Genomic DNA, 23,225 nt, shown 5'->3' on the forward strand with positions numbered 1-23,225 from the left:
GAGCCCTTCAGGATACGGCGCCGGGGCCGCGGCGCTCAGCGCAGGGCGAGCACCGCGAACGCGGCCAGCCAATGCTGCGCCATCCAGTCGCCGCCCGTGACGAGCGGCAGCGAGGCGGTCAGGTGCGCGTCGGCGGCCGCGGTCATGCCGAGCGCGCGGAAGCCGTGCGCGCGGTGCAGGTTGAGGCCGATGAGGTGCGCGCCCTGCCCGTCGGTGGGGTTCAGGATGACCGCGGGCGTCGCGATCGCATCCACCGCCCCGCCGAACCCGCCCCACCACGCCCCGAACCCGTCGCCGAGCACCTCGCGCATGAGGCCGGCCTCGGCGAGGCCGCCGGAGAGGAAGTCGGCGCCCGACGGCTCATAGCCGAACGGGTAGTCGCGGTCCGCCGCGTACAGGCGGCGCGCCGCCGTGCCGATCGCATCGAACAGCGCCGGATCGCCCGCGGCGGCCTGCTGGCGCGCGTACGGCAACGACCGGGTGAGCGCCCAGGCGGTGTTCGAGTGCATCCCGACCCGCTCGGGGTAGGCGAGCAGCGGCAGCCAGCGCACGAACCCGTCCGCGAGCCGCTCGGCGAGGGGCGCGAGGTCCGCCGCCCAGGCCCGCGCGTCGGCCTCCCCGTCGGCGCCCCACTCGGCGAGCTCGGCCGCGAGCTGCAGGGCCCATCCCCAGCCGTACGGCCGCTCCCACGACGGCGCGGCCTCGACGTAGGCGGCCTCCGCGCGGAGGTTCGCCGCGGTCAAGTGCTCGCCCAGCACCGCGCGGGCGTCGCCGACGAACGGTGCGCTCGGGAAGCTGCGCACGAGCACCGCGAGCGCCCAGTGCATCTCGACCGCGGAGTGCCAGTCGAAGCAGCCGTAGAAGGCCGGATGCGCGCCGCGAGGGTGACCTGATCGTCCGGTCCGTGCATCGTGTGCCGCGGTCCGTTCGGGTACTCGCGGCGCACGGCGGCGATGATCGCCGGGGCGTAGATCTCGGCGACGTCGTGCAACGCGGTCACGGTCGGCGAGCCTAGTCGCGACGTGCCAGGCTGGAGGCATGACGGTGCCCAGCCTGCAGTTCAACGACGGCCACTCCATCCCGCAGCTCGGTTTCGGCGTCTTCCGGGTCGATCCCGCCGAGACCGAGCGGATCGTCACCGACGCCCTCGAGGTCGGCTACCGGCACATCGACACGGCCGCCCTCTACGGCAACGAGGAGGGCGTGGGCGCGGCGATCGCGAAGTCCGGCATCCCGCGCGACGAGCTCTTCATCACGACGAAGCTCTGGAACACCGAGCACGGCGAGGCGACCGCGCTCGCCGGCATCGACGACAGCCTGCGCAAGCTCGGACTCGACCACGTCGACCTGTACCTCATCCACTGGCCGGCGCCGGGCAAGAACCTGTTCGTCGAGACCTGGCAGACCTTCGAGAAGATCCGGGATGCCGGCAAGGCGACATCGATCGGCGTCTCCAACTTCCGCACCCAGGACCTCGATCGCCTCGCGGCCGAGACCGGGACAGTGCCCGCGATCAACCAGATCGAGCTGCACCCCTTCTTCGTGCAGCAGGAGCTGCGCGACTACGACGCCGCGCACGGCATCCTCACCGAGTCGTGGGGCCCGCTCGGCCATGCCGTCGTCGACGTGCTCGGTTCGGGACCGCTCGCCGAGATCGCCGGCGCGCACGGCGTCGCGCCCGCCCAGGTCGTCATCCGGTGGCACCTGCAGCACGGCCTGGTCGTGATCCCGAAGTCGAACAACCGCGACCGCATGCGTCAGAATTTCGACGTCTTCGGCTTCGAGCTGACGGCCGACGAGATGGCGGCGATCGACGCCCTGGACACCGGTGTGCGCTCGGGTGCGGATCCCGACACGCTGAACTGAGGCCCTCGTGGCCTCCCGGCAGGGCTCCTCGAGGCTGGCGGACTCCACCAGTCCGTACCTGCTCGCCCATGCGGGCAACCCGGTCGACTGGTGGCCGTGGGGCGAGGAGGCCTTCGCCGAGGCCCGGCGCCGCGATGTGCCGGTGTTCGTGTCGGTCGGCTACGCGACCTGCCACTGGTGCCACGTCATGGCGCGCGAGAGCTTCTCCGACCCGGAGCTCGCGGCGTACCTCAACGAGCGGTTCGTCGCGATCAAGGTCGACCGGGAGGAGCATCCGGATGTCGACGCGGCCATGCTCGCGCAGGCGGGCGCGTTCACGCAGAACCTCGGGTGGCCGCTGAGCGTCTTCACGACGCCCGAGGGCGGCGCCTTCTACGCGGGCACCTACTTCCCGCCGCGCGCGGGGCAGGGTGTGCCGGCGTTCCGCGAGGTGCTCGAGGCGATCACGGATGCGTGGACCCAGCGGCGCGATGAGGTGGGCGCGATCGCCTCGGCGCTCGTCGGGGCGCTCGCCGAGCGGCGACCGGCTCCGGATGCCGAAGCCGTCGACCTGGATGCCGCGGCCGATGCGATCGCGGCCCTCGACGATCCCGAGTTCGGCGGCCTCGGCCGCGGACCCAAGTTCCCCAACGCCCCCGTCCTCGCGTTCTTCGCCGAGCACGGCCCGCGCGAGCTCGCCCGCCGCACGCTCGCGATCATGGCGGCATCGCCGCTGCGCGATCCGGTCGACGGCGGCTTCTTCCGCTACGCGACACAGCGCGACTGGACCGAGCCGCACTACGAGCGCATGCTCGGCGACAACGCGCAGCTGCTCGCGCTCGCGGCGCGGCTGGCCCCGTTCGATCCCGGCGCCGAGCGCATCGCGACCGGGATCGCGGGCTTCCTGCTCGACACGCTGCGGCTGCCGTCGCGCGCGTTCGCGTCGGCGCAGGATTCCGAGAGCGACCTCGGGGGCAGCGCAGCGAGGGCGGCTGGTACCGGCTCGACGCGGGAGAGCGGGCGCGGCATCCGGCGCCGGCGCTCGACCGCAAGGTGCTCACGGGTCTCAACGGGCTCGCGATCGGGGCGCTCGCCGAGGCCGGTGCGCGGTTCGACCGCCCCGAGTGGGTCGCGGCCGCCGCCGTCGCGGCCGACGCGCTGCCCGTGCGCGACGGCGGGCGGCTGGTGCGGTCCTCGCTCGATGGACGTGCATCGGATGCCGTGGCGACCCTGGAGGACTACGGCGGCCTGGCCGGCGGCCTGCTGCGCCTCGCGCTCGCGAGCGGCGACGTGCGGCACGCGATCCGCGCCCGGGAGCTCGTCGACGCGGCGGGCAGCGGTCCGCCCGAGGGGCGGATCCGGTGCTGTCGGCGCAGGGGCTCGCGCTCGCGCCCGACCTCGCCGACGGCGCGACGCCGTCCGGCCCTGCGCTGCTCGCCGACGCCGCCCTGCTGCTCTGGGCGGTCACTGGCGAGGACGGGTATCGCGAGCTCGCGGCGGCCTCGATCGCGCCGGCGATCGCCGAGTCCGCGGGCCGCGCGAGCGCGTACGGGGCAGCGCTCGAGCTGGCGGCGCGGCTGGCTCGGCCTGCTCGGCAGCTCGTGGTGGTGGGGGACGAGGCCGATCGGGCGCCGCTGGCCGGTGTCGCGCGCACGGCCGTCGCCGACGCGGTCGCGCTCGTCACCGCTTCGCAGGCCGTGGCCTTCGAGGACGCCGGCTTCGAGCTCTTCGCCGGGCGGGCGCCGCGCGACGGGCGACCCGCCGCCTACTGGTGCGAGCAGTTCGTGTGCCGACTCCCGGTCTCGGACGCCGCGGAGCTCGCCACGCTCCTCGCCGGGTCGGGATCGAGCGGCGCGGCGCCTAGCGGGTGACCGCGGGCTCCTCCTCGGGCGCCTCCACCGGCGCCGGATCGTGCCGCGCGAGCTCGCGGAAGATCAGCCAGACGGTCATCGCGAGCACGCCGAAGCCGGCGAGCACCGTCGCGATCAGCCAGAGCGGGGGCTCGCGCGTGGTGTCCTCGAGCGACGTCGGCACCACGATGAGGGCGAACAGGAACGCCGAGGGGATGGCGAGCGCCGCCCAGGTCCGCCGGCTCCCGCCGAACAGCTCCTTGCCCTCCATGAAGGTGATCGGCAGCAGCGCCACGACGAGCCCCGTGAGCCCCTCGTCGGCTGCGGCGCCGAGGGATTCCCGCGCCAGGTCCCAGCCGAAGCCGATGGCCTGCTCGCCGAGGGCATGCACGAGCGAGTAGACCATCCAGCAGAGCACGGAGACCGCGGCGACCAGCGAGAGGCGCAGCGTCGTGGCCCAGCGATGGTGGCTCTCGCGAGCGCCGACGGCCAGTTCGAGTCCCATGACCAGGCCGATCAGCAGCCCCGGTTCGAAGCCGAAGGTCCGTGAGGCGAGCACGCCGATGATCGAGAGCGCGAGCGCCGCCGGCTGGGCGACGAGGTGCGCCGGGGCATGCCAGCGCCGCAGGGCGATCCGCGCGGTCAGGATCGCCGGCAGCGGCAGGACGAGGCCGAGGCCGATGATGAGCGAGAGCGTGGACCGCAGGGAGTCGGCGTCCGCCCCGTACTCGGGGTCGGCGAATCCGAAGGCGACGCTTGCGAGCACGATGACGATCGGCACGGAGATGTGCAGGTGGGGCAGCCGCCGCCAGAGGGTGCGCACGGGGGCGAGCACGGCGGTGAGCGGCGCGAGCAGGGCGGCGAGGCCGGCCCGCGCGCGGTGGAATCGCCATGCGTTCGAGCCGACCGTGTCGTCGAGGAAGTGCGCCGGGATCGCGATGAGCAGCAGGAGGAGCGACCCGAGCCCGCCGGCGGCGGCGAACGACTCCGGATGCGCCAGGATCTGCTGGAGGGTCGGCACCCGATCGCCGAGCACCACGCGCGGTGCGGGCGGTGCGGTCCGCGGGCTCGCGGCGGCGTGACGCACGCTCGGCGCCCGTGCGGGGGCCGGCTCGACGGGTTGCGCGAGGGTCGGGAGCTGCGAGACGGCGACCGCGGGAACCGAGGTCGCGCGCGGCGCGGGGACGGCCGCAGGCACCACGCGCGGGGGCGGGCCCGGGCCTCGAGTCGGCGTCGGGGTGGGAGTCGGCGTGAGTGTCGGAGTGGGGGTGGGCGTCGGAGTCGGGACCGGCGTCGACAGCGGCGGCGTCGGTGTGGGATGCGCATTGCGCACCGCATCCGGCACCACGACGAACCTGCCCATGGCCTCTTCGGTGCCGGACGGACCCGTCGAGATCGCGACGACCCGGGTGTCGCCGAGCGCCCATGCGCCCGGCGGTGCGACCGCGCACGACCAGGCCGTCGATCCGGAGCCGGTTCCGGTGCAGGCGGTGCTCACATCGGTCACGACGTGGCCAGGAGGCTGGACGGTGACCCGGACCGCCGCGTCGGCGTTCTTCGCCCCGGCGATCTCGACGACGGTGCCCGGGTGGATCATCTGCGGGCCGATCCCGAGCGACACGGCGGCCTGCGCGGGCGACGCCAGGCACAGCCCCAGGCCGAGGGCGGCGACCAGGGTCACGGCGGCGCGCAGCAACGAGCGCCACCACCTTCGGACAGGCATGGGGGGACAACTTCCGAGGCGGTTTGATTTCAGGTAAGCGGAGTATGGCAGCGCAGCCGCGTCGCGAGCCAGCCTCGTCCGATGAGATCCGTCTCATCGGATGCGCGTCCTGCTTCTCCCGAGGGCCCTCGACGTTCGTCGCCGGGCGCGCATAGGCTCGCCGCGTGATCCGCCGCGTGCTGCTGCTGGCGCCGCTCGTTCTCCTCGTCGGGGCGCTGACGGCGTGCACGCCGCTGTCGACCGCGCTCGGCGGCGGAGCGTCCGAGCGCCCCGAGACGACGTCGTCCGCCGCGCCGCGGCCCTCCGGAACACCGGTCTCGCCGCCGCGGCCGACGGTGGGCGCGGCCTCATGCACGATCAACGCGCCGGGCGCGTATCAGGCGCCGGACTGCCCCGCGCTCATCGTCAACGGCGATGGGATCACCGTGACGGCCGGCCGCGCGGGCGCCATCGAGATCCACGGCGATCGCAACCAGGTGCTCGCCGACGCGGGCGCCAGCGTGCAGATCGAGGGCCAGGACGACCAGATCGTCGTGGGCGGCGACGTCGGCGGCATCGAGATCCACGGTGATCGCAACGAGATCGACGGCCAGGGACGCATCGGATCGGGGCGCATCGTCGGCAACGACAACGCGGTCAAGGCCGCGGCGGGCGTCGGCCGCATCGATGACGAGGGGGCGCGCAACTCGGTCGGCGCCCAGCCGTAGGGCTAGCGGAGCGCGCCCTTGCGGGACGAGATGACGCCGGTGTCGAAGCCGAGCAGGTGCAGACCCCCGTGGAAGCGCGCGTGCTCGACCTTCATGCAGCGGTCCATGACGACGGTGAGGCCCTTCGACTCGCCGTACTCGGCGGCCTCCTGATTCCAGATGCCGAGCTGCACCCAGACGGTCTTCGCCCCGATCGCGAGCGCCTCGTCGATGACCGACGGGATGTCGCTGCCCTTGCGGAACACGTCGACGATGTCGGGCACGACCGGCAGGTCGGCGAGGCTCTTGTAGACCGGGCGGCCGAGGATCTCGGTCGCGTTCGGGTTCACGAAGTACAGCTCGTAGTCGCTCGATTGCGCCAGGTAGGTGGCCACGAAGTAGCTCGAGCGCGCCGGGTTCGGCGAGGCGCCCACGATGGCGACCGTCTTCGCGTCGCGCAGGATCCGCTGACGCTGCAGGGCATCCGGGCCGTGCCAGGTGCGCTGCGACTTCAGCAGTTTCGCGAGCGGCGAGCTCGCCGGGATCGAGCAGGTGAGCCCGTTCTGCAGGTCGACGGTCTCGAGGGTGTCGGTGCTCATGGCCTCATTCTCCCCGCACCGCGGCGGCCAGCGCCCGGTCGAGGTCGTCGATGATGTCGTCGACGTCCTCGATGCCCACGCTGATCCGCACGAGGCCGGGCAGCACGCCCGCAGCGAGCAGCTGCTGCTCGCTCAGCTGCGCGTGGGTGGTCGACGCCGGATGGATGACGAGCGTCTTCGCATCGCCGATGTTCGCCAGGTGGCTGGCCAGGTTCACGCTCTCGATGAAGCGCTGCCCGACCCCGCGACCGCCCGCGACCCCGAAGCTGAACACCGATCCCGGGCCGAGCGGCAGGTACTTCGCGGCGCGCGCGTGGTGCGGGTGGCCCGGGAGCCCCGCCCAGTTGACGAACTCGATGCGGTCGTCGGCATCCAGCCATTCGGCGACGGCGCGGGCGTTCTCGACGTGCGCCTGCATCCGGAACGGCAGCGTCTCCACGCCCTGCGCGAGCAGCCAGGCGGAGTGCGGCGCGAGCGTCGGCCCGATGTCGCGTAGCTGCTCGGCGCGCAGCCGGGTGAGGAACCCGTACTCGCCGAAGTTGCCCTCCCAGCTCAGGCCCCCGTAGGTCGGCGTCCCGGCCTCGAACAGCGGGAAGCGGTGACTGCCCCACGGGAACCGGCCCGACTCGACGACGACGCCGCCGAGGGTGGTGCCGTGCCCGCCGAGGAACTTGGTGGCCGAGTGGATGACGATGTCGGCCCCCACTCGATCGGCCGGTTGAGGTACGGGGTCGCCACGGTCGAGTCGATGATCAGAGGCACCCCCGCGGCGTGCGCGACCCCGGCGAGCCCCTCGATGTCGGCGATCTCGCCCGACGGGTTCGCGATCGTCTCCGCGAACACGAGCTTGGTCTTCTCGGTGATCGCCGCGGCGTAGTCGGCCGGGTCGGTGCCGGCCACGAACGTCGTGTCGACGCCGAACCGGCGCAGCGTCACGTCGAGTTGGGTGACCGTGCCGCCGTAGAGCTGCGACGACGCCACGATGTGGTCGCCCGCCCCCGCGAGCGCGGCGAAGGTGATGAACTCGGCGCCGAGACCGGATGCCGTGGCCACCGCCCCGAGGCCGCCCTCGAGCGAGGCGACGCGCTCCTCGAAGCTCGCCACGGTCGGGTTGGCGAGGCGGGAGTAGATGTTGCCGTACTTCTGCAGGGCGAAGCGGGCGGCGGCATCCGCGGTGTCGTCGAAGACGAAGGCGCTGGTCTGGTAGATGGGCAGGGCGCGGGACCCGGTCACGGCATCCGGGATGTTGCCCGCGTGGATGGCGCGGGTGCGGAACCCGTAGTGCCGGTCGGAGGCGGGCCGGTCGGAGACGGTCCGGTCGGGGCGAGCGGGATCGGCCATTGTCCGAGGCTAACCGCGCTCCGTGCGGTGTTTCGCCGTGTTGCGATCAGTCCTCGTTGAGCGAGACGACCGCGTCGGCCTCCTCGTCGGCCTCGACCTCGTGGTGCCGGCGCGAACGCACACGGAAGACGACGTAGACGGTGAGGGCGATGAGGGCGAAGCCGGCCAGGACCGCCAGCCAGCCCCACAGCCCGGAGCCGAGGGTCGCCCAGTTGCCCTCCCACGGCACGACGGCGACGATGAAGACGACGAGCGCCACGAGGTACGCGAGGCCCCACAGCACCTTGGACCGCCGGAACACGTGCTCGCCCTCGAGCAGGTGGAACGGCAGCAGCTCGACGAGCAGGGCGACGATGCCCTCGGTCGCGATCGCGACGAGCAGCTCGAGCAGCAGCGCGCTCGTGAAGTCGTGCTCGGCGGACTCGCCCGAGAAGGCGCTGAAGCCCAGCCAGGCGGCGATGGCGAGGCCGATGATGAGCCCCGATCGCACGAGCACGGCCCGCCAGGCGTATCTGCCGACGGCGTGCCCGGCGATGGAGAGCCCGAGCACCAGTCCGATGAGGAACCCGGGCGAGAAGTGCAGCATCCGCGAGGCGATGACGCCGAGCAGGGCGAGCACGAGACCGAGCGGACGCAGGCGGATGGTGACCTCGGCACCCCAGGCGCCGCGCACGATGAGCTTGGTGAACCAATCGACGACGTAGGTCACGATGAACAGGGCCACCGCCAGGGCGATGACGAGGCGCAGCGACTCGGGGTTGAACCCGAAGCGCGGGTCGGCGAAGCAGAACAGCACCGCCGTCGCCGCGGTCACCGCCAGGCCGCCGATCGCGGGCGCGCGGGCGAGGAGGGCGTGCAGCCGTGCGAGCCATCCGGGGTTGCGGCCGAGGCGCGGGTTGCGCCGGCCGAGGTGCTCCCACTGCTCGGACAGCGTCGCGTCGAGAAGGTGCGCGGGCAGGATGCCGAGCACCAGCAGCACGAGCCCGATCGCGATCGCGGCGGGCACCTTCTCCGGGTGGTTGACGACGTCGCCGATCGAATACAGGCCGTTCGTGAGCACGTTGGGCGCGACGTCGGGTTCGATGCCGACGTCGCGCTTGTCACCCGAGCCGGATCCCGCGCCCGAGCCGGTCTGCTCGCTCTGTTCGGACGACTCCTGCTGCTCGTCGCTGGCCGGCACGGCGCCGACGACCGTGACGTCCTTCGCGTTCGTGGTCGAGGTCAGGCCCGTGCCGCTGAGGGTCGCGATGATCTGGTGCGCGCCGGGCGTCGTGTCGAGCGGGATGGTGCCCTGGAAGGCGAAGGCGCCGGTCCGATCGACGAGCGCCCGGCCGAGGGTGACCGGCGTCGAGTGCAGCACGAACGTGACGGTCGAGCCGGCCGGGAGCCCCGATCCGCTCGCGGTGAACGTGTCGCCCGGGTGCAGGTTCGACGTGTCGATGCCGTCGATCGAGAAGGTCCAGACCGGGGTGGTGAGCGTCGTGCCGGGCGTCGTCGCGGGTGCGGCGAGGATCACGGCGCGCGCGGTGCTGAGCGCCGAGGTGCCGCCGGTGCGGTACACGATCCGGCTGTCGGTCTCGAGGATCGCGTCGTCGCGCCCCGCGCCCTGATCGACCTGGGACGCGCGGAAGGTGTGCGACCCGACGCCGGGGCGCGCCTCGCAGCTCCATCGTCCGGCGGCCACGGTGGCGGTGCACGCCGCGGTGCCGCCGTCGGTCACCGTGATGAGATCGCCGTCCGTGCCGGCGCCCGCGATGCTCGCGGCTCCGCTGCCGCGATCGGTGACCGAGTCGATCGTGGGGGCGACCGGGATCACGAAGTAGTCATCGGCCCAGGCGCCCGTGCCCTGGTCGGAGTAGGGGTTCCAGATCCCCGGGGTCAGTCCGCTGAAGACGCAGGTGAGCGCGACGCCGTCGTCGCTCTGCGCGACGTCGACGGGGATCTCGGGCGCCGCCTCCGTGCTGAGCGCGTTGCCGCAGCGCGCCTGGGCGGAGAAGTCGTTCGTCGCGTCCCACGAGTACAGCACGACGCCGACCGCGTCCAGCGGCTGGTCGTGTGTGGGGGTCGCGGTCACCGTGATGCTGCCGGGGGCGTGCCGGTACGACACCGCCGGGATGTCGGCGGTCGGAGCGACGGGCGCGCTCGGAGGCGACTGCGCTCCCGAGCGGTAGCCGAGCACGAGCCCGTCGTCGGAGATCTGACCGTCCTGCTCGCCGGCGCCGACGTCGGTCTGCACCGCGGTCAGGGGGCCGCCCACCTCGCCGGTGTCGCAGATCCACTGGCCGTCGTCGTCGACGGTGGGCGTGGAGTAGTAGCCGTCGCAGTAGGTGCTCTCGCCGTCGCCGAGGAGGATCGTGTCGCCGGGCTCGCCGGTGCCGCTGACGACGGTGTTGACGCCCTCGCTCTGCGTGATGTCGGCGCTCGTGATGACCGGGGCGTCGTGCACCACCGCGTAGACGCCGGCGCTGTGCGTGCCCTGCGTCGTCGCCTCGACGGCGTACAGGCCCGGCGCCAGCCCGCTCGCCGTGCACACGGTCGCCGCCGCGCAGTCGGCGACGGTCCCGAACGTCGAGCCGTTCCGGCGCGCGATCCGGATGTCGGCCACGGTCGCACCGTCGGTCGGCGTCACGGTCGCGGTGATCGAGGCGGGCGCGAACGACAGCGCGATCGTCGGGGGCGTCGTGGCGGGCGGCGGGGCGGCATCCACGTCGAACGTGGTCGCGAGGTCGGTCGACTCCTCGCTGCGGGAGTCGGTGAAGGTGACGGTGAGCGCGTGCGATCCGAGGCCGAGGGTCACCGGTGACGTCCACATGCACGACCAGCTCGTCGAGGCGTCGAAGGCGCCGACGCAGGAATCCTGGGCGATGAGGTCGCCGTCGACGCGGAAGTTCGACATCCCGCCGGTCGCGATCCGGGTGCCGCCGAAATGCAGCACGTCGCCGGCGCGGATCGACGCGTCGGTCGAGAGCGTGGCCGGCTCCGCGACGGTGAAGTGCGGCTGCGGATAATTCGCGATCTGCGAGCTCGGGCCGGTGAGCTGGCCGACGAGCGTGTAGCCGCCCGGCGCGAGCGCGATCGGGTCGAGCGTGCACGAGTACGACACCGGATCGGTTCCGGATGTCGGGGCGCAGTCCGGCGCGAGGTCGATGCCCTCCGGATCGCCGCCGTCGGCGATGGCGTTCCACGTAAGCGTTCCGTCGGCGTCGTGCTGGCCGCTCCAGGTCAGCGGGCCGCCCGGGTAGAGCGTGCCCGCGGTGTCGATCTGCGACGTGAAGATGCCCGCGGCGTTCACCGGCACCGCCAGCACGAGGGCAGCACCCAGACCCGCCACGAGGGCGGTGGCGAGGACGATCGGTCTGCGCACGGGTGCTCCCGCCTCAGGGCTGCCGACGCCGGGGGTTCGCCGGAGGAGCCTGAAGAATTGCTGAGACTCTACGGGTTGACGACGCAATCTCCTAGAGCGCCAGCGGCGCCCTCAGATCCAGGTCGGGAACCAGTAATGCAGCCGGAGATAGTCCAGGGGGATGGTCTGCCCGATCCACAGCGGCCAGAAGAAGACGCTCAACACGGCGCACAGGCCGAGGAAGACGCCGACGAGGGCGAGCCCGCGCACCCGCTGGGGCGCCGGGTCGTCCCGGGTGCCGACGAGCACCCGGATCGTCGCGACCAGGCACAGCAGCAGGTAGGGCTCGAACGCGATCGAATAGAACTGGAAGATCGTGCGGTCCACGTAGAGCAGCCAGGGCAGGTATCCGGCACCGAGCCCCGCCAGCACGAGCGCCTCGCGCCACACGCTCCGCCGGCGCACGGCACCCCAGACGACGCGCACGACGAGAAAGAACGCCGCCGCCGTGGCGGCCCACCAGATGAGCGGGTTCGCGAGCTCGAGGATCTCGGCCGCCGTGCCGTTGCCGTTGTCGTGGTAGTACATCGACGTCGGCCGCACCAGGAACAGCCAGGTGAAGGGGTTGGCCTGGTAGGCGTGCGGCGTGCTCTCGTGGATGTTGTAGTTCCAGATCTCGCCCTGGTAGTGCCACCAGTTCTGCACCGCGACCGGCACCCCGCTGAGCAGACCGGTCGCGGGCGAACCGCCGTTCTGGATCCACGTGCGGTCGTAACCGCCCGAGGTGGCGAACCAGCCGGTCCAGGTCGCGAGGTAGGTCGCGAGGCCGAGCGGCACCACGAGCAGGAAGGTCGCCCACGACTGCTGCAGGAAGCTGCTCGAGGAGTAGAAGCCGATGCCCGCGCGCTTGCGCAGCACGATCTCGCTGAGCACGACGAAGACGCCGAACCCGGCCAGGAAGTAGAAGCCGCTCCACTTGGTGCCCGCCATGAGGCCGAACGAGACCGCCGCGAGCAGGAGCCACGGCCGCCACCACAGGATCGGTCCCCAGTCGGTCGGCTGCCCGGCCTCCCCTCGGTGCGCGACCCACTCCGTCAGTCGTCGCAGGGTCCACCCGCGATCCAGGAGCACGAGGATGACGCCCACGAGCCCCCAGAACGCGACGATGTCGTCGAGCAGCGCGACGCGGCTCATGACGATCGCATTGCCGTCGATCGCCATGAGGCCGCCCGCGATCGTGGTCAGCAGCGTCGAGCGGAACAGCAGGTGGGCGAGCACCATGACGAGCGCGACGAGCAGGATGCCGACGACCGCCGTCGAGATCCGCCACCCCCACGAGCTGGCCGCCCCGCCGGATGCGACCTCGCCGAGCGCGATGATCCACTTGCCGAGCGGCGGGTGCGCGATGAACTCGGGGGCGCTCGTGAACGTGTCGACACGTCCCTGCTGGAACCCGGGGTTCGGGTCGGAGGGCCAGCTGCCCTCGTAGCCGAGGTGCCAGATCGTCCAGGCGTCCTTGACGTAGTAGGTCTCGTCGAAGACGAGCTCGTGCGGCTGACCGAGCCCGACGAGACGCGTGAGGGTCGCGACGACGAGCACGATCACCGGCCCGCCCCAGATCGCGATGCGCCGCGCGATCGGGCGCACCATGAGGTCCTGCCACCAGTCGTCGAGGCGCGACCCGGTCAGCTCGACGACGGTCACGGCGCAACTCTAGGAGACTCGGTTGCATGATCATCCTGGGCGCCACACCGATCGGGAACCTCGGCGACGCCACGCGACGGTTGGTGGAGGCGCTCGGCTCCGTGACGGTGATCGCCGCGGAGGACACCCGCACCGCCGTGCAACTCATGCGGGCGCTCGGCGTCGAGAACCGGCCGAGGTTGATCGCCCTGCACGAGCACAACGAGACCCGCCGCGCAGCGGAGCTGGCCGAGCACGCGCGCGACGAGGACGTGCTCGTGCTCACCGACGCCGGGATGCCGACCGTGAGCGACCCGGGATATCGGCTCGTCGAGGCGGCCGTCGCCCTCGGGGTGCGGGTCACGGTGCTGCCCGGGCCGAGCGCCGTGCTGGCCGCGCTCGCCGTCTCCGGCCTGCCGACCGACCGGTTCGCCTTCGAGGGTTCCTGCCGCGCACGGGACGTCGCGCGCATCTCGCGTCGCTCGCCGCCGAACGGCGGACCCTCGTGTTCTTCGAGTCGCCGCACCGCATCGCGGCCGCGCTCGCCGACGTGGCCGCCGAGTTCGGCGACGGTCGCCGCGTCGTCGTCTGCCGCGAGCTCACCAAGCTGCACGAGGAGGTGCGGCGCGGCACCGCCGCCGAGCTCGCCGTGTGGGCATCGCAGGGGGTGCGGGGGAGATCGTGCTGGTGGTCGCGGGGGCGCCGGATCGCGCCGCCGATCCGGCCCAGGCGGTCGCTCGTGTGCTCGAGCTCGTGGCCGCGGGCGCGCGCCTCAAGGACGCGAGCGCGGAGGTCGCCGCCGAGACCGGCCTGCCCCGCCGCGAGCTCTACGATGCGGCGCTCGCCGCCCGGAGCACGCCGTCGGCATAGACGGATCTGTCGACCCCCTTGCGGGGGTGTCATCGCACGCTTACGGTCAGTGCGCCGATGTTTCCGCATCGGAATCACTTCATCGGGGAAGCGAGGGGATGCACGTGCGTGCATGGACGAGGAGGACGGTCGCGGTGATCGCGGCCGTCGCGACGGCGGCCGGGATCGGGATCGCCGGGGCGGGTGCGGCATCCGCCGCCGATCGCCAGACCTTCAGCGGATCGGTGCCGAGCTGGGCGACGTCGGCGAACGACGAGGGCGCCGCCGCGGACGACGCGACGGAGGAGGCGGAGATCTACCTGCCGCTGCGCGACCCGAAGGGCGCCGAGCGACTCGCGTCGACCGTGTCGACCCCCGGCGTGACGACCTTCCGCCACGGTGTCACGGCGCAGCAGTGGATCGCGCGGTTCTCGCCGACGCAGGCGGACTTCGACGCCGTGCTGGACTACCTCAAGAGCCAGGATCTGACGATCACGGCGTACCCGCAGTCGCGCCTGTACATCATCTTCCGCGGCACCGCCGAGCAGCTCGGCGACGCGTTCGGCACGGCGCTGCACTCCTACTCCTACAGCGGACGCTCGCTGCTGGCCCCGTCGTCGGCGCCGTCGGTGCCCGCGGCGCTCGCCGGCAAGGTCGCCGGCATCGGACTCGACCAGTCGAAGCTGCTGACCCGTCCGACCGACGTGGCGCAGGATCCGGATGCCGCCGCACCGCAGGCGTTCGGCAAGAAGGTCGCGACGACTCCGCTCATCACGACGCCGTGCTCGACCTACGCCGGTGAGCACGTCGTCACGGTGCCGCCCGCCTACCGCGGCCAGACCTCGTACCCGACCTATGTGTGCGGCTACACGCCGGCGCAGGTGCGGGGCGCGTACGGGCTGCAGACCCTGAACCAGAAGGGCATCACCGGCGCGGGCCAGACCGTCGCCCTCATCGACGCCTACGCATCCCCCACCATCGAACAGGACGTGAACACCTGGGCGACGGACGCCGGGGAGCCGACGCTGCGTCCCGGCCAGTACCGGCAGATCGTGCCGGCCCCGTCGCAGTTCTCCGACCAGGCGCTGTGCCAGGAGCCCAGCGGCTGGCAGACCGAGCAGACGATCGACGTCGAGGCGGTGCACGGCATCGCGCCCGCCGCGAACATCCTCTACGTCGGCGGCTACAACTGCGGCGGCGGCCTGGACCTCGCGCTCTCGAAGATCCTCGACGGCAAGCTCGCGAACATCGTGAGCAACAGCTACGGCGACGGCACCGAGGCCCTTCCGGCCGATGTGCTGACCGGGGAGCAGAACCTGTACCTGCAGGCCGCGGCCGAGGGCATCGGTCTCTACTTCTCCAGCGGTGACGACGGGGATGACGCCGACCTCAACGACGGCGTGATCCAGCCGTCGTTCCCCGCATCCAGTCCGTGGGTGACCGCGGTCGGCGGCACCTCGGTCGGCATCGACCAGAGCAACCGCATCTCGTTCGAGACCGGCTGGGGCGACACCGCCGACCAGATCGTGAAGAACGACGACGGATCGCTCGGCTACCTCGGGCCGCTGCCCGGGCCGCGGTTCCTCGGCGGAGCCGGCGGCGGCACCAGCACGGTGTTCGCGCAGCCGTCGTACCAGCGGGGCATCGTGCCGGGGTCGCTCGCCAGGGGCAAGCGGGTCGCCCCCGACGTGGCGGCGCTCGCCGACCCGTACACCGGGTTCCAGATCGGCTACCGGCCGATCGTCGACGACACGACGCTCGAGACCGGCGACTTCGTCGACGAGACGTGGGGCGGCACGTCGCTGGCCTCGCCGATCGTCGCGGCGCAGGTGGCTCTCGTGCAGCAGCAGACGCGCGCGACGATCGGGTTCGCGAACCCGACGCTGTACGCGATCGACCGCGTGCTGCCGTCGGCCTACCGTGACGTCGTGCCGCAGAACCCGCCGCGCGCCCTCGCATACACCAGCGCGACGAGCGGCAACAGCTACCTGATCACCCTGGACAGGGACACCACTCTCACGACCCAGCGCCGCTACGACGACGTCACGGGCCTGGGCGGCATCTCGTTCACGCTGCTCGGGTTGCTCGCGCAGGGTCGTCACTGACCGGCGCTTCTTGAAAGTTCCCCGGCGATCCGCCGCTGTCACGTGCGGCGGATCGCCGGGGAGCGTAAGCCGGAGGGCGTGATGAACGCGGTCCGCATCCCTCGATTCGGTGACAGCAGCGTCCTGGAGCTCGTGCAGGTCCCCGAGCCGGAACCGGGTCCCGGGGAGGTCAGGGTCGCCGTGCGCTACGCCGGCATCAATCCGGGCGAGATCCCGATCCGCGAGGGCCGATTCGGCGGGGAGCCGCCGTTCGGGCAGGGCAGCGACTTCGCCGGCGAGATCGTCGGCCTCGGCGAGGGGGTCACCGGCTGGCGGATCGGGTCGGACGTGATCGGGATGTCCGACCAGCGTTCCGCGCAGGCCGACTACGTCGTGCTCCCGGCCGACCGGGTGATCCCGAAGCCCGCGGGTCTCGGCTGGGACGTCGCGGGCGCCCTCTACGTCGCCGCCACGACCGCGGTCGCCGCGGTCGACACGATCGCCCCGCACCCGGGCGATCGCGTCGTCGTCGCGGGTGCCGCGGGAGGGGTCGGCGTGCTCGCCGCCCAGCTCGCCGCCCGCGCGGGGGCGCGGGTGATCGGCACGGCATCCGAGCAGAATCACGAGGCGCTGCGCGGGCTCGGCATCGAGCCGGTCGCCTACGGCGACGGCGCCCAGGGGCGGATCCGTCTGCTCGCGACCGACGGCGTCGACGCGTTCATCGACACCCACGGCCGCGGCAACGTCGACCTCGCGCTCGACCTGGGCGTCGACCCGGGGCGGATCGAGACGATCGCCGACTTCGCCGCGGCGAGCCGGGGGTGCACACCGTCGGGATGTCGTCGGTCGCCGACCCGCGAGCCGCCGTCGCGCTCGTGGCGCAGCTCCTCGCGGAGGGCGCGATCACGTTGCCGATCAAGGCCCGGTACGCGATCGACGACGTCGCGACGGCCTACGACCGGCTCGCGGAGCGGCACGGCCTCGGCAAGATCGTGCTGCAGGTCGGCACCGGCATCTGACCCGGACGGCGCGGCCGTGCTGCTCGAGGTCGCGGGCGCAGACCGGGATCCGATCGACGTTTCGCCATCCGATTGTCCCCGCGCGGGCCGCATCGGATGGCGACACGCTCATCGGATCCGTGCAGAGGTCGCGCTAGCGTCGCATACGTGATCGACGCGACCGTGGTGGGGTCGGGGCCGAACGGCCTCGCCGCGGCCGTGACGCTCGCGCGCGCGGGTCTCAAGGTGCGCCTGCTCGAGCGCAACGACACGATCGGGGGCGGCATCCGGTCGGCCCCGCTGACGCTTCCGGGCTTCGTGCACGACATCTGCTCGGCCGTGCACCCGGCGGCCCTCGCGTCGCCGTTCTTCCGCGCCTGGGGTCTGACCGAGCGCGTGCCGTTCGTGGTCCCGAAGGCCTCATACGCGCATCCGCTCGACGGCGGGACCGCGGCGATCGCGTACCGCGACCTCGACCGCACCGTCGACGGGCTCGGGCGCGACGGCCGCGCCTGGCGCGGGCTGCTCGGCCCGCTCGTGCGCCGGATCGACGAGGTCACCGACTTCACCGGCTCGACGCTCGTCCGCGTGCCGCCGCATCCGGTCACCGCCGTGCGGTACGGGCTGCGGGCGCTCGAGCAGGGCGGAGCGTGGGGCGCGGCGCGGTTCCGCGACGACGCGGCGCCGGCGCTCCTGTTCGGCGTCGCCGCGCACGCGAACATCCCGCTGCCCTCGCTCGCCGGCGCCGGTGCCGGCCTGCTGCTCGCGGCGCATGGACACGCCGCCGGCTGGGGCCTGCCGACCGGCGGCACGCAGCGGATCGCCGACGCGCTCGCCGACGACCTCCGCGCCCACGGCGGCGACATCGAGACCGGAGCCGACATCGGGTCGCCCGCGGACCTCGACCCTCGACCGTGACCCTGCTCGACACGTCGGCGGGGTTCCTCGACCGGTTCGGCGGGGATCGCCTGCCCGCGGGATACCGGCGCGCGCTGCGGGGCTGCGCCACGGTGCGGGGGTGGCGAAGGTCGACCTCGCGCTGTCGGCTCCCGTGCCGTGGGCCGACCCGGCCGTCGCGTCGTCGCCGACCGTGCACCTCGGCGGCACGCGTGCCGAGATCATCGCCTCGGAGCGGGCGGTCGCGCGCGGCACCGTCTCCGACGCGCCCTACGTGCTCGTCGTGCAGCCGACGATCGCCGACCCGAGCAGGGCGCCGGCCGGGCGGCACGTGCTGTGGGCGTACATCCACGTGCCGAACGGCTCGACGATCGACCCGACCGAGCTCGTGCTGCGCCAGGTGGAGCGTTTCGCGCCCGGGTTCCGCGACACGATCCTCGCGGTGTCCGCGCGCACGGCGCCCGAGGTCGCGCGCGACAACCCGAACGACGTCGGGGGCGACATCAGCGGCGGCGCCGCGACACTGCGTCAGCTCGTGCGCCGCCCGGTGCTCTCGCCGCAGCCGTGGCGCACGCCGATCGAGGGCCTCTACCTCTGCTCGTCCGCGACGACGCCCGGCCCCTCCGTGCACGGCATGAACGGCTGGTACGCGGCGCGCCTCGCCCTCCACGACCGTTTCGGCATCCACACCACCCTCGACGACCTCGCAGTGCGCGAATGACCGAAATTGGCAGGTCTGACGCCGCGCGACCTGCCAAAAGTGGTCATTCGCGAGCAGAGCCCCGGCCGGTAACCGCCGAGGGGGCTCGGTAGACTGCACGGATGCCCGGCGAGTCGTTCTTCATCACGACGCCGATCTTCTATGTCAACGACGTGCCGCACATCGGCCACGCCTACACCGAGGTCGCGGCTGACGTGCTCGCCCGCTGGCACCGGCAGCGCGGCGACGACACGTGGTCGCTCACCGGCACCGACGAGCACGGCCAGAAGATCCTGCGTACCGCGACGGCCAACGGCGTCGGCCCGAAGGAATGGGCCGATCGCCTCGTCGAGTCGGCGTGGAAGCCGCTGCTCGACACGGTCGACATCGCCAATGACCAGTACATCCGCACCACCGACCCCGAGCACGAGCGCGGGGTGCAGGCGTTCATCCAGCAGCTCTACGACGACGGTCACATCTACGAGGGCATCTACGAGGGCTACTACTGCGTCGGCTGCGAGGAGTACAAGACCCGCGACGAGCTGATCGAGACCAAGGACGGCGACTACGCCGGCGAGCTCGTGTGCGCCATCCACTCGCGCCCGGTCGAGGTGCTCAAGGAGAAGAACTACTTCTTCCGCATGAGCGACTTCCAGCAGGAGCTGCTGAACCTGTACGGCTCGCAGCCCGACTTCATCCAGCCGGAGAGCCTGCGCAACGAGATCATCTCGTTCGTCTCGCAGGGCCTCGAGGACCTCTCGATCTCGCGCTCGACGTTCGACTGGGGCGTCAAGGTGCCGTGGGACGAGTCGCACGTCATCTACGTGTGGTTCGACGCGCTGCTGAACTACGTGACCGCCGTCGGCTACGGCGACCCGGAACGCTCGGGGCCGGCCGGCACCGGGGAGTTCCGTCGGCGCTGGCCCGCGGTGCACCTCGTCGGCAAGGACATCGCGCGCTTCCACGCCGTCATCTGGCCCGCCATGCTCATGGCGGCGGGCCTCCCGTGCCGCAGCGCGTCTTCGGGCACGGCTGGCTGCTGGTCGGCGGCGAGAAGATGTCGAAGTCGAAGCTGACCGGGATCGCGCCCCAGCAGATCACGGACGTGTTCGGCTCCGACGCCTTCCGCTACTACTTCCTGCGCGCGATCACCTTCGGCCAGGACGGCTCGTTCTCGTGGGAGGACCTCGCGGCCCGGTACCAGGCCGAGCTCGCCAACGGCTTCGGCAACCTCGCGTCGCGCGTCATCGCGATGATCGCCCGGTACCGCGGCTCGGCGTTCCCCGAGGCGTCGGTGGACGTCGAGATCGCCGAACTCGCCGCGCGGGTGACCGCGGATGCCGACGACGCCATCGGCCGTCTCGCGATCCACGAGGCCATCGCGCACGTCTGGCGGCTCGTCGACGCCCTGAACCTGTACATCACGGAGCAGGAGCCGTGGGTGCTCGCGAAGGACGAGGCGCAGTCCGCCCGACTCGACCAGGTGCTCGCGACTGCGGCACACGGGCTCGGCACGCTCGCCGTGCTGCTCTCGCCGGTCATGCCGAAGGCGACCGCGAAGCTCTGGACGGCGCTCGGCGGCGAGGGCGCCGTACAGGACGTCCGGTTGCAGCACGCGACCGAGTGGAAGGCGCAGACGACCGGGAGCGTGCAGGCGCTCGAGGCTCTCTTCCCACGGATCGAGGAGCAGGAGGCCGGCGCCGCGTGAGCAACCTGGGCGACGAGGCGTTCCTCCGCGCACGAGAGCGGCCGGCTGACCAGCCGGCCGAGTACCCGCCTCTGCCCGAGGCGCTCGTCGTGCCGGTGTACGACAACCACACCCACCTCGACATCCGGGACGGCGAGCACGGGCTCGATTACCGCGAGCAGCTCGATCGCGCCTCCAGCGTCGGCGTGCGCGGCGTCGTGCAGGTCGGCACCGACCTGGCGACATCGCAGTGGAGCGCGGAGATCGCGGCGCGCGAGCCGCGCGTGCTCGCCGCGGTCGCGCTGCATCCGAACGAGGCGCCCGAGATCGAGCGCCGGGGAGCGCTCGATGACCAGCTCGCGGGGATCGCGGAGCTGGCATCCCGGCCCCGGGTGCGGGCGGTCGGCGAGACGGGGCTGGATTTCTTCCGCACCGGTGAGGACGGCCGCGCCGCGCAGATCCGCTCCTTCGAGGCGCACATCGAGATCGCCAAGCAGAGCGGGCTCGCGCTGCAGATCCACGACCGCGACGCCCATCGCGAGGTGGTCGAGGTGCTCGAGCGGGTCGGGGCGCCTGAGCGGACGGTGTTCCACTGCTTCTCGGGCGACGCCGAGTTCGCGCAGCTGGTCGCCGAGCACGGCTGGTTCCTCTCCTTCGCCGGCACGGTGACCTTCAAGAACGCCCCGGCGCTGCGCGAGGCGCTCGAGGCGGTGCCGCGTTCGTCTCTGCTGGTGGAGACCGACGCGCCGTACCTGACGCCGATGCCGTTCCGCGGCCGGCCGAACTCGGCGTACCTGATCCCGCACACCCTCCGCTCGATGGCCGACACGCTCGGCACCGACGTGTCGATGCTCGCGGCGCAGATCTCGTCCAACACCGAGCTCGTCTACGGCGCGTGGGACTCCGACCCCGTCGACGCCCCGCCGGGACCGTTCGACGAGCATGAGTGACGACCGACGGCCGAGACGGCCGTCGGCGCTGGCGTCGCGGCGGAGGCCAGAAATGGCCTCCGCTCCCAGCTCCAGCGCGCTGAACGCATTGCTCGGCCCCGCCGAGATCCGCGCGCTCGCCGACGAGCTCGACCTGCAGCCCACGAAGAAGCTCGGCCAGAACTTCGTCATCGACGCCAACACCGTGCGACGCATCGTGCGCACGGCCGGCGTGCAGCCCGGCGACGAGGTGCTCGAGGTGGGTCCCGGGCTCGGGTCGCTCACACTCGGCCTGCTCGAGACCGGCGCCCGCGTCACCGCGGTCGAGATCGATACCCGGCTCGCGACCCGGCTGCCCGAGACCGTGGCCGAGTTCGCTCCGGATGCCGCGCTCACCGTGATCACCGAGGACGCGCTGCGACTCGACGCGCTCCCGACGCCGCCGAAGCGCCTCGTCGCGAACCTGCCCTACAACGTCTCGGTGCCCGTGCTCCTGCACCTGCTCGAGCGCTTCGACGGGCTCGAGTCGGCGCTCGTCATGGTGCAGGCCGAGGTCGGGCAGCGGCTCGTGGCACCCCCGGCAGCAAGATCTACGGCTCGCCGAGCGTCAAGGCCGCGTGGTACGGCGAGTGGTCGGCGGCGGGGATGGTGAGCCGGCAGGTGTTCTGGCCGGTGCCGAACGTCGACTCGATCCTGGTGGCCTTCCGCCGCCGCCCCGCGCCGGGGACCGAGGCGGAGCGGCGCGAGGTGTTCCGGCTCGTGGATGCCGCCTTCGGCCAGCGCCGCAAAATGCTGCGGCAGGCGCTCGGCGAGGTGCTCGGCGGGGCGGGGCCGGCATCCGAGCGGCTCGAGCGTGCCGGTGTGGCTCCGACCGCGCGGGGCGAGGTGCTCGGCGTCGAGCAGTTCCTGAGCATCGTCCGAGCCGGCTGAATCCAGATCGCCACCCGCCCGGTGCCCGCGAGCCGGGTGACTAGGCTCGTCGCATGGGAGGCCGCATCGGGCACCGCGAGGTGCAGGTGAAGGCGCCCGGCAAGGTCAACGTGTTCCTTCGCGTCGGTTCGCAGCAGGCCGACGGGTACCACGACGTCGCGATCGCCTACCAGGCCGTCTCGTTGTGCGAGCGGGTGCGGGTCGTCCCCGCCGACGAGTTCGCGGTCGAGGTGACGGGCTCGGTGGAGCTCAGCCGCGTGCCGTCGGACGATCGCAACATCGCGATCCGGGCGGCCAAGCTGCTCGCCGAGCGCACCGGCTATCGCGGGGGCGCGCGCATCTCGATCGAGAAGCACGTGCCGGTGACCGGCGGCATGGGCGGCGGTTCGGCCGACGCCGCGGCGACCCTGCTCGCGTGCGACACGCTCTGGGAGACCGGCCTGCCGCGCGACGAGATGCTCGAGCTCGCACGCGCCCTCGGCGCCGACGTGCCGTTCGCGCTCACCGGCGGCACGGCGATCGGCACCGGCCGCGGCGACGAGCTGTCGCCGGCCCTGGCGCAGGGCATCTTCCACTGGGTGTTCGCGCTCGCCGACTTCGGCCTCCCGACCCCCGAGGTGTACGCGGAACTCGACGCCCACCGTGCTCGGCACGCCACGGAGATCACGCCCGCCGACGACGCACCGACCGTCGAGGCCGACGTGCTGCAGGCGTTGCGGGCCGGCAACCCTCGCATGCTCGCGGAGGCGATGCGCAACGACCTGCAGGCCGCCGCCCTGCACCTCTCGCCCCAGCTGACCCGCACGCTCGAGCTGGGCGAGGCCAGCGGCGCGCTCGCGGGGATCGTGTCGGGTTCGGGCCCGACGGTCGCGTTCCTCGCCGCGGACCTCGACGCGGCCCTCGAGCTGCAGGTCGCCCTCTCGGCCGCCCAGCTCAACGTCGTGCGGGCCACCGGCCCCGTACACGGCGCCCGCGTCATCGAGTAGCGCCGGCATCCGGCGGCGAGGCCGCGGCGCGTGCGCCCGCCCCGCGCCCACCCGCCGTGCGTGCGCCCGCGACGCACCCGCCCCACCCGCCCCAG

Annotated in this window: 12 protein-coding genes and 6 pseudogenes; 12 read left to right on the forward strand and 6 right to left on the reverse strand. The window is 72.6% G+C overall.

The window, feature by feature from the left end:
- Positions 1-35: 35 nt before the first annotated feature.
- On the reverse strand, positions 36-1,079 hold the full coding sequence (locus QQK35_RS14015; protein WP_348534948.1) for a DUF2891 family protein: 1,044 nt from the start codon (positions 1,077-1,079) through the stop codon (positions 36-38).
- Between QQK35_RS14015 and QQK35_RS14020 the strand changes: the two genes are divergently transcribed.
- Both QQK35_RS14020 and QQK35_RS14025 read left to right on the forward strand, forming a co-directional pair.
- Positions 1,039-1,866 carry an aldo/keto reductase gene (locus tag QQK35_RS14020; RefSeq protein ID WP_284254718.1) on the forward strand — a complete coding sequence of 276 codons (828 nt, stop codon included), beginning with the start codon at positions 1,039-1,041 and terminating at the stop codon, positions 1,864-1,866. The genes QQK35_RS14015 and QQK35_RS14020 overlap by 41 nt on opposite strands.
- 7 nt (positions 1,867-1,873) lie before the next feature.
- Complete coding sequence (locus QQK35_RS14025; RefSeq protein WP_348534949.1) at positions 1,874-3,709, forward strand: thioredoxin domain-containing protein; 1,836 nt, start codon at positions 1,874-1,876, stop codon at positions 3,707-3,709.
- Here QQK35_RS14025 and QQK35_RS14030 read toward each other — a convergent pair.
- On the reverse strand, positions 3,706-5,418 hold the full coding sequence (locus tag QQK35_RS14030) for a hypothetical protein (protein WP_284254719.1): 1,713 nt from the start codon (positions 5,416-5,418) through the stop codon (positions 3,706-3,708). The genes QQK35_RS14025 and QQK35_RS14030 overlap by 4 nt on opposite strands.
- A 164-nt stretch (positions 5,419-5,582) precedes the next feature.
- Here QQK35_RS14030 and QQK35_RS14035 point away from each other — a divergent pair, with 164 nt between their 5' ends.
- Positions 5,583-6,125: a hypothetical protein gene (locus QQK35_RS14035; RefSeq protein WP_284254720.1), complete on the forward strand. Its 543-nt coding sequence runs from the start codon at positions 5,583-5,585 to the stop codon at positions 6,123-6,125.
- Between the two features lie 2 nt (positions 6,126-6,127).
- Here QQK35_RS14035 and QQK35_RS14040 read toward each other — a convergent pair whose 3' ends face one another.
- The 4 genes and pseudogenes from QQK35_RS14040 to QQK35_RS14055 all read right to left on the reverse strand — a co-directional run bounded on the left by QQK35_RS14040 (position 6,128) and on the right by QQK35_RS14055 (position 13,091).
- Positions 6,128-6,703 carry a CoA-binding protein gene (locus tag QQK35_RS14040; protein ID WP_284254721.1) on the reverse strand — a complete coding sequence of 192 codons (576 nt, stop codon included), beginning with the start codon at positions 6,701-6,703 and terminating at the stop codon, positions 6,128-6,130.
- Between the two features lie 4 nt (positions 6,704-6,707).
- Positions 6,708-8,044, reverse strand: a pseudogene (locus tag QQK35_RS14045) (O-acetylhomoserine aminocarboxypropyltransferase/cysteine synthase family protein).
- A gap of 46 nt (positions 8,045-8,090) precedes the next feature.
- Positions 8,091-11,408, reverse strand: a complete 3,318-nt coding sequence (locus QQK35_RS14050) for a hypothetical protein (RefSeq protein ID WP_284254722.1) — start codon at positions 11,406-11,408, stop codon at positions 8,091-8,093.
- A 111-nt stretch (positions 11,409-11,519) separates the two neighbouring features.
- Complete coding sequence (locus QQK35_RS14055) at positions 11,520-13,091, reverse strand: dolichyl-phosphate-mannose--protein mannosyltransferase (RefSeq protein WP_284254723.1); 1,572 nt, start codon at positions 13,089-13,091, stop codon at positions 11,520-11,522.
- Between the two features lie 26 nt (positions 13,092-13,117).
- Between QQK35_RS14055 and rsmI the strand changes: the two are divergent.
- From rsmI to QQK35_RS14095, 9 genes and pseudogenes are all read left to right on the forward strand, one after another.
- Positions 13,118-13,940 (forward strand): annotated as a pseudogene (rsmI, locus tag QQK35_RS14060) (16S rRNA (cytidine(1402)-2'-O)-methyltransferase).
- 104 nt (positions 13,941-14,044) lie between these two features.
- A complete protein-coding gene (locus tag QQK35_RS14065) occupies positions 14,045-16,024 on the forward strand; it encodes a S53 family peptidase (protein WP_284254724.1) in 1,980 nt (659 codons plus the stop codon).
- A gap of 81 nt (positions 16,025-16,105) precedes the next feature.
- A pseudogene (locus tag QQK35_RS20545) lies at positions 16,106-16,369 on the forward strand (alcohol dehydrogenase catalytic domain-containing protein); the annotation flags it as partial.
- A 470-nt stretch (positions 16,370-16,839) separates the two neighbouring features.
- On the forward strand, positions 16,840-17,022 hold the full coding sequence (locus tag QQK35_RS20550) for a zinc-binding dehydrogenase (RefSeq protein ID WP_431311848.1): 183 nt from the start codon (positions 16,840-16,842) through the stop codon (positions 17,020-17,022).
- Positions 17,023-17,118: 96 nt separating this feature from the next.
- A pseudogene (locus tag QQK35_RS14075) lies at positions 17,119-18,619 on the forward strand (phytoene desaturase family protein).
- 101 nt (positions 18,620-18,720) lie between these two features.
- Positions 18,721-20,306 (forward strand): annotated as a pseudogene (gene metG, locus QQK35_RS14080) (methionine--tRNA ligase).
- A 5-nt stretch (positions 20,307-20,311) separates the two neighbouring features.
- Entirely contained in the window at positions 20,312-21,235 is a 924-nt protein-coding gene (locus tag QQK35_RS14085; protein WP_284255712.1) for a TatD family hydrolase, read from the forward strand.
- 52 nt (positions 21,236-21,287) lie between these two features.
- A pseudogene (rsmA, locus tag QQK35_RS14090) lies at positions 21,288-22,144 on the forward strand (16S rRNA (adenine(1518)-N(6)/adenine(1519)-N(6))-dimethyltransferase RsmA).
- Positions 22,145-22,197: 53 nt separating this feature from the next.
- Positions 22,198-23,130 (forward strand): 4-(cytidine 5'-diphospho)-2-C-methyl-D-erythritol kinase, encoded by a 933-nt coding sequence (locus tag QQK35_RS14095; RefSeq protein ID WP_284254725.1) that lies wholly within the window; start codon positions 22,198-22,200, stop codon positions 23,128-23,130.
- Positions 23,131-23,225: the final 95 nt, after the last annotated feature.

The organism is Pseudolysinimonas kribbensis (genome assembly GCF_030161895.1).
GTDB lineage: Bacteria > Actinomycetota > Actinomycetes > Actinomycetales > Microbacteriaceae > Pseudolysinimonas > Pseudolysinimonas kribbensis.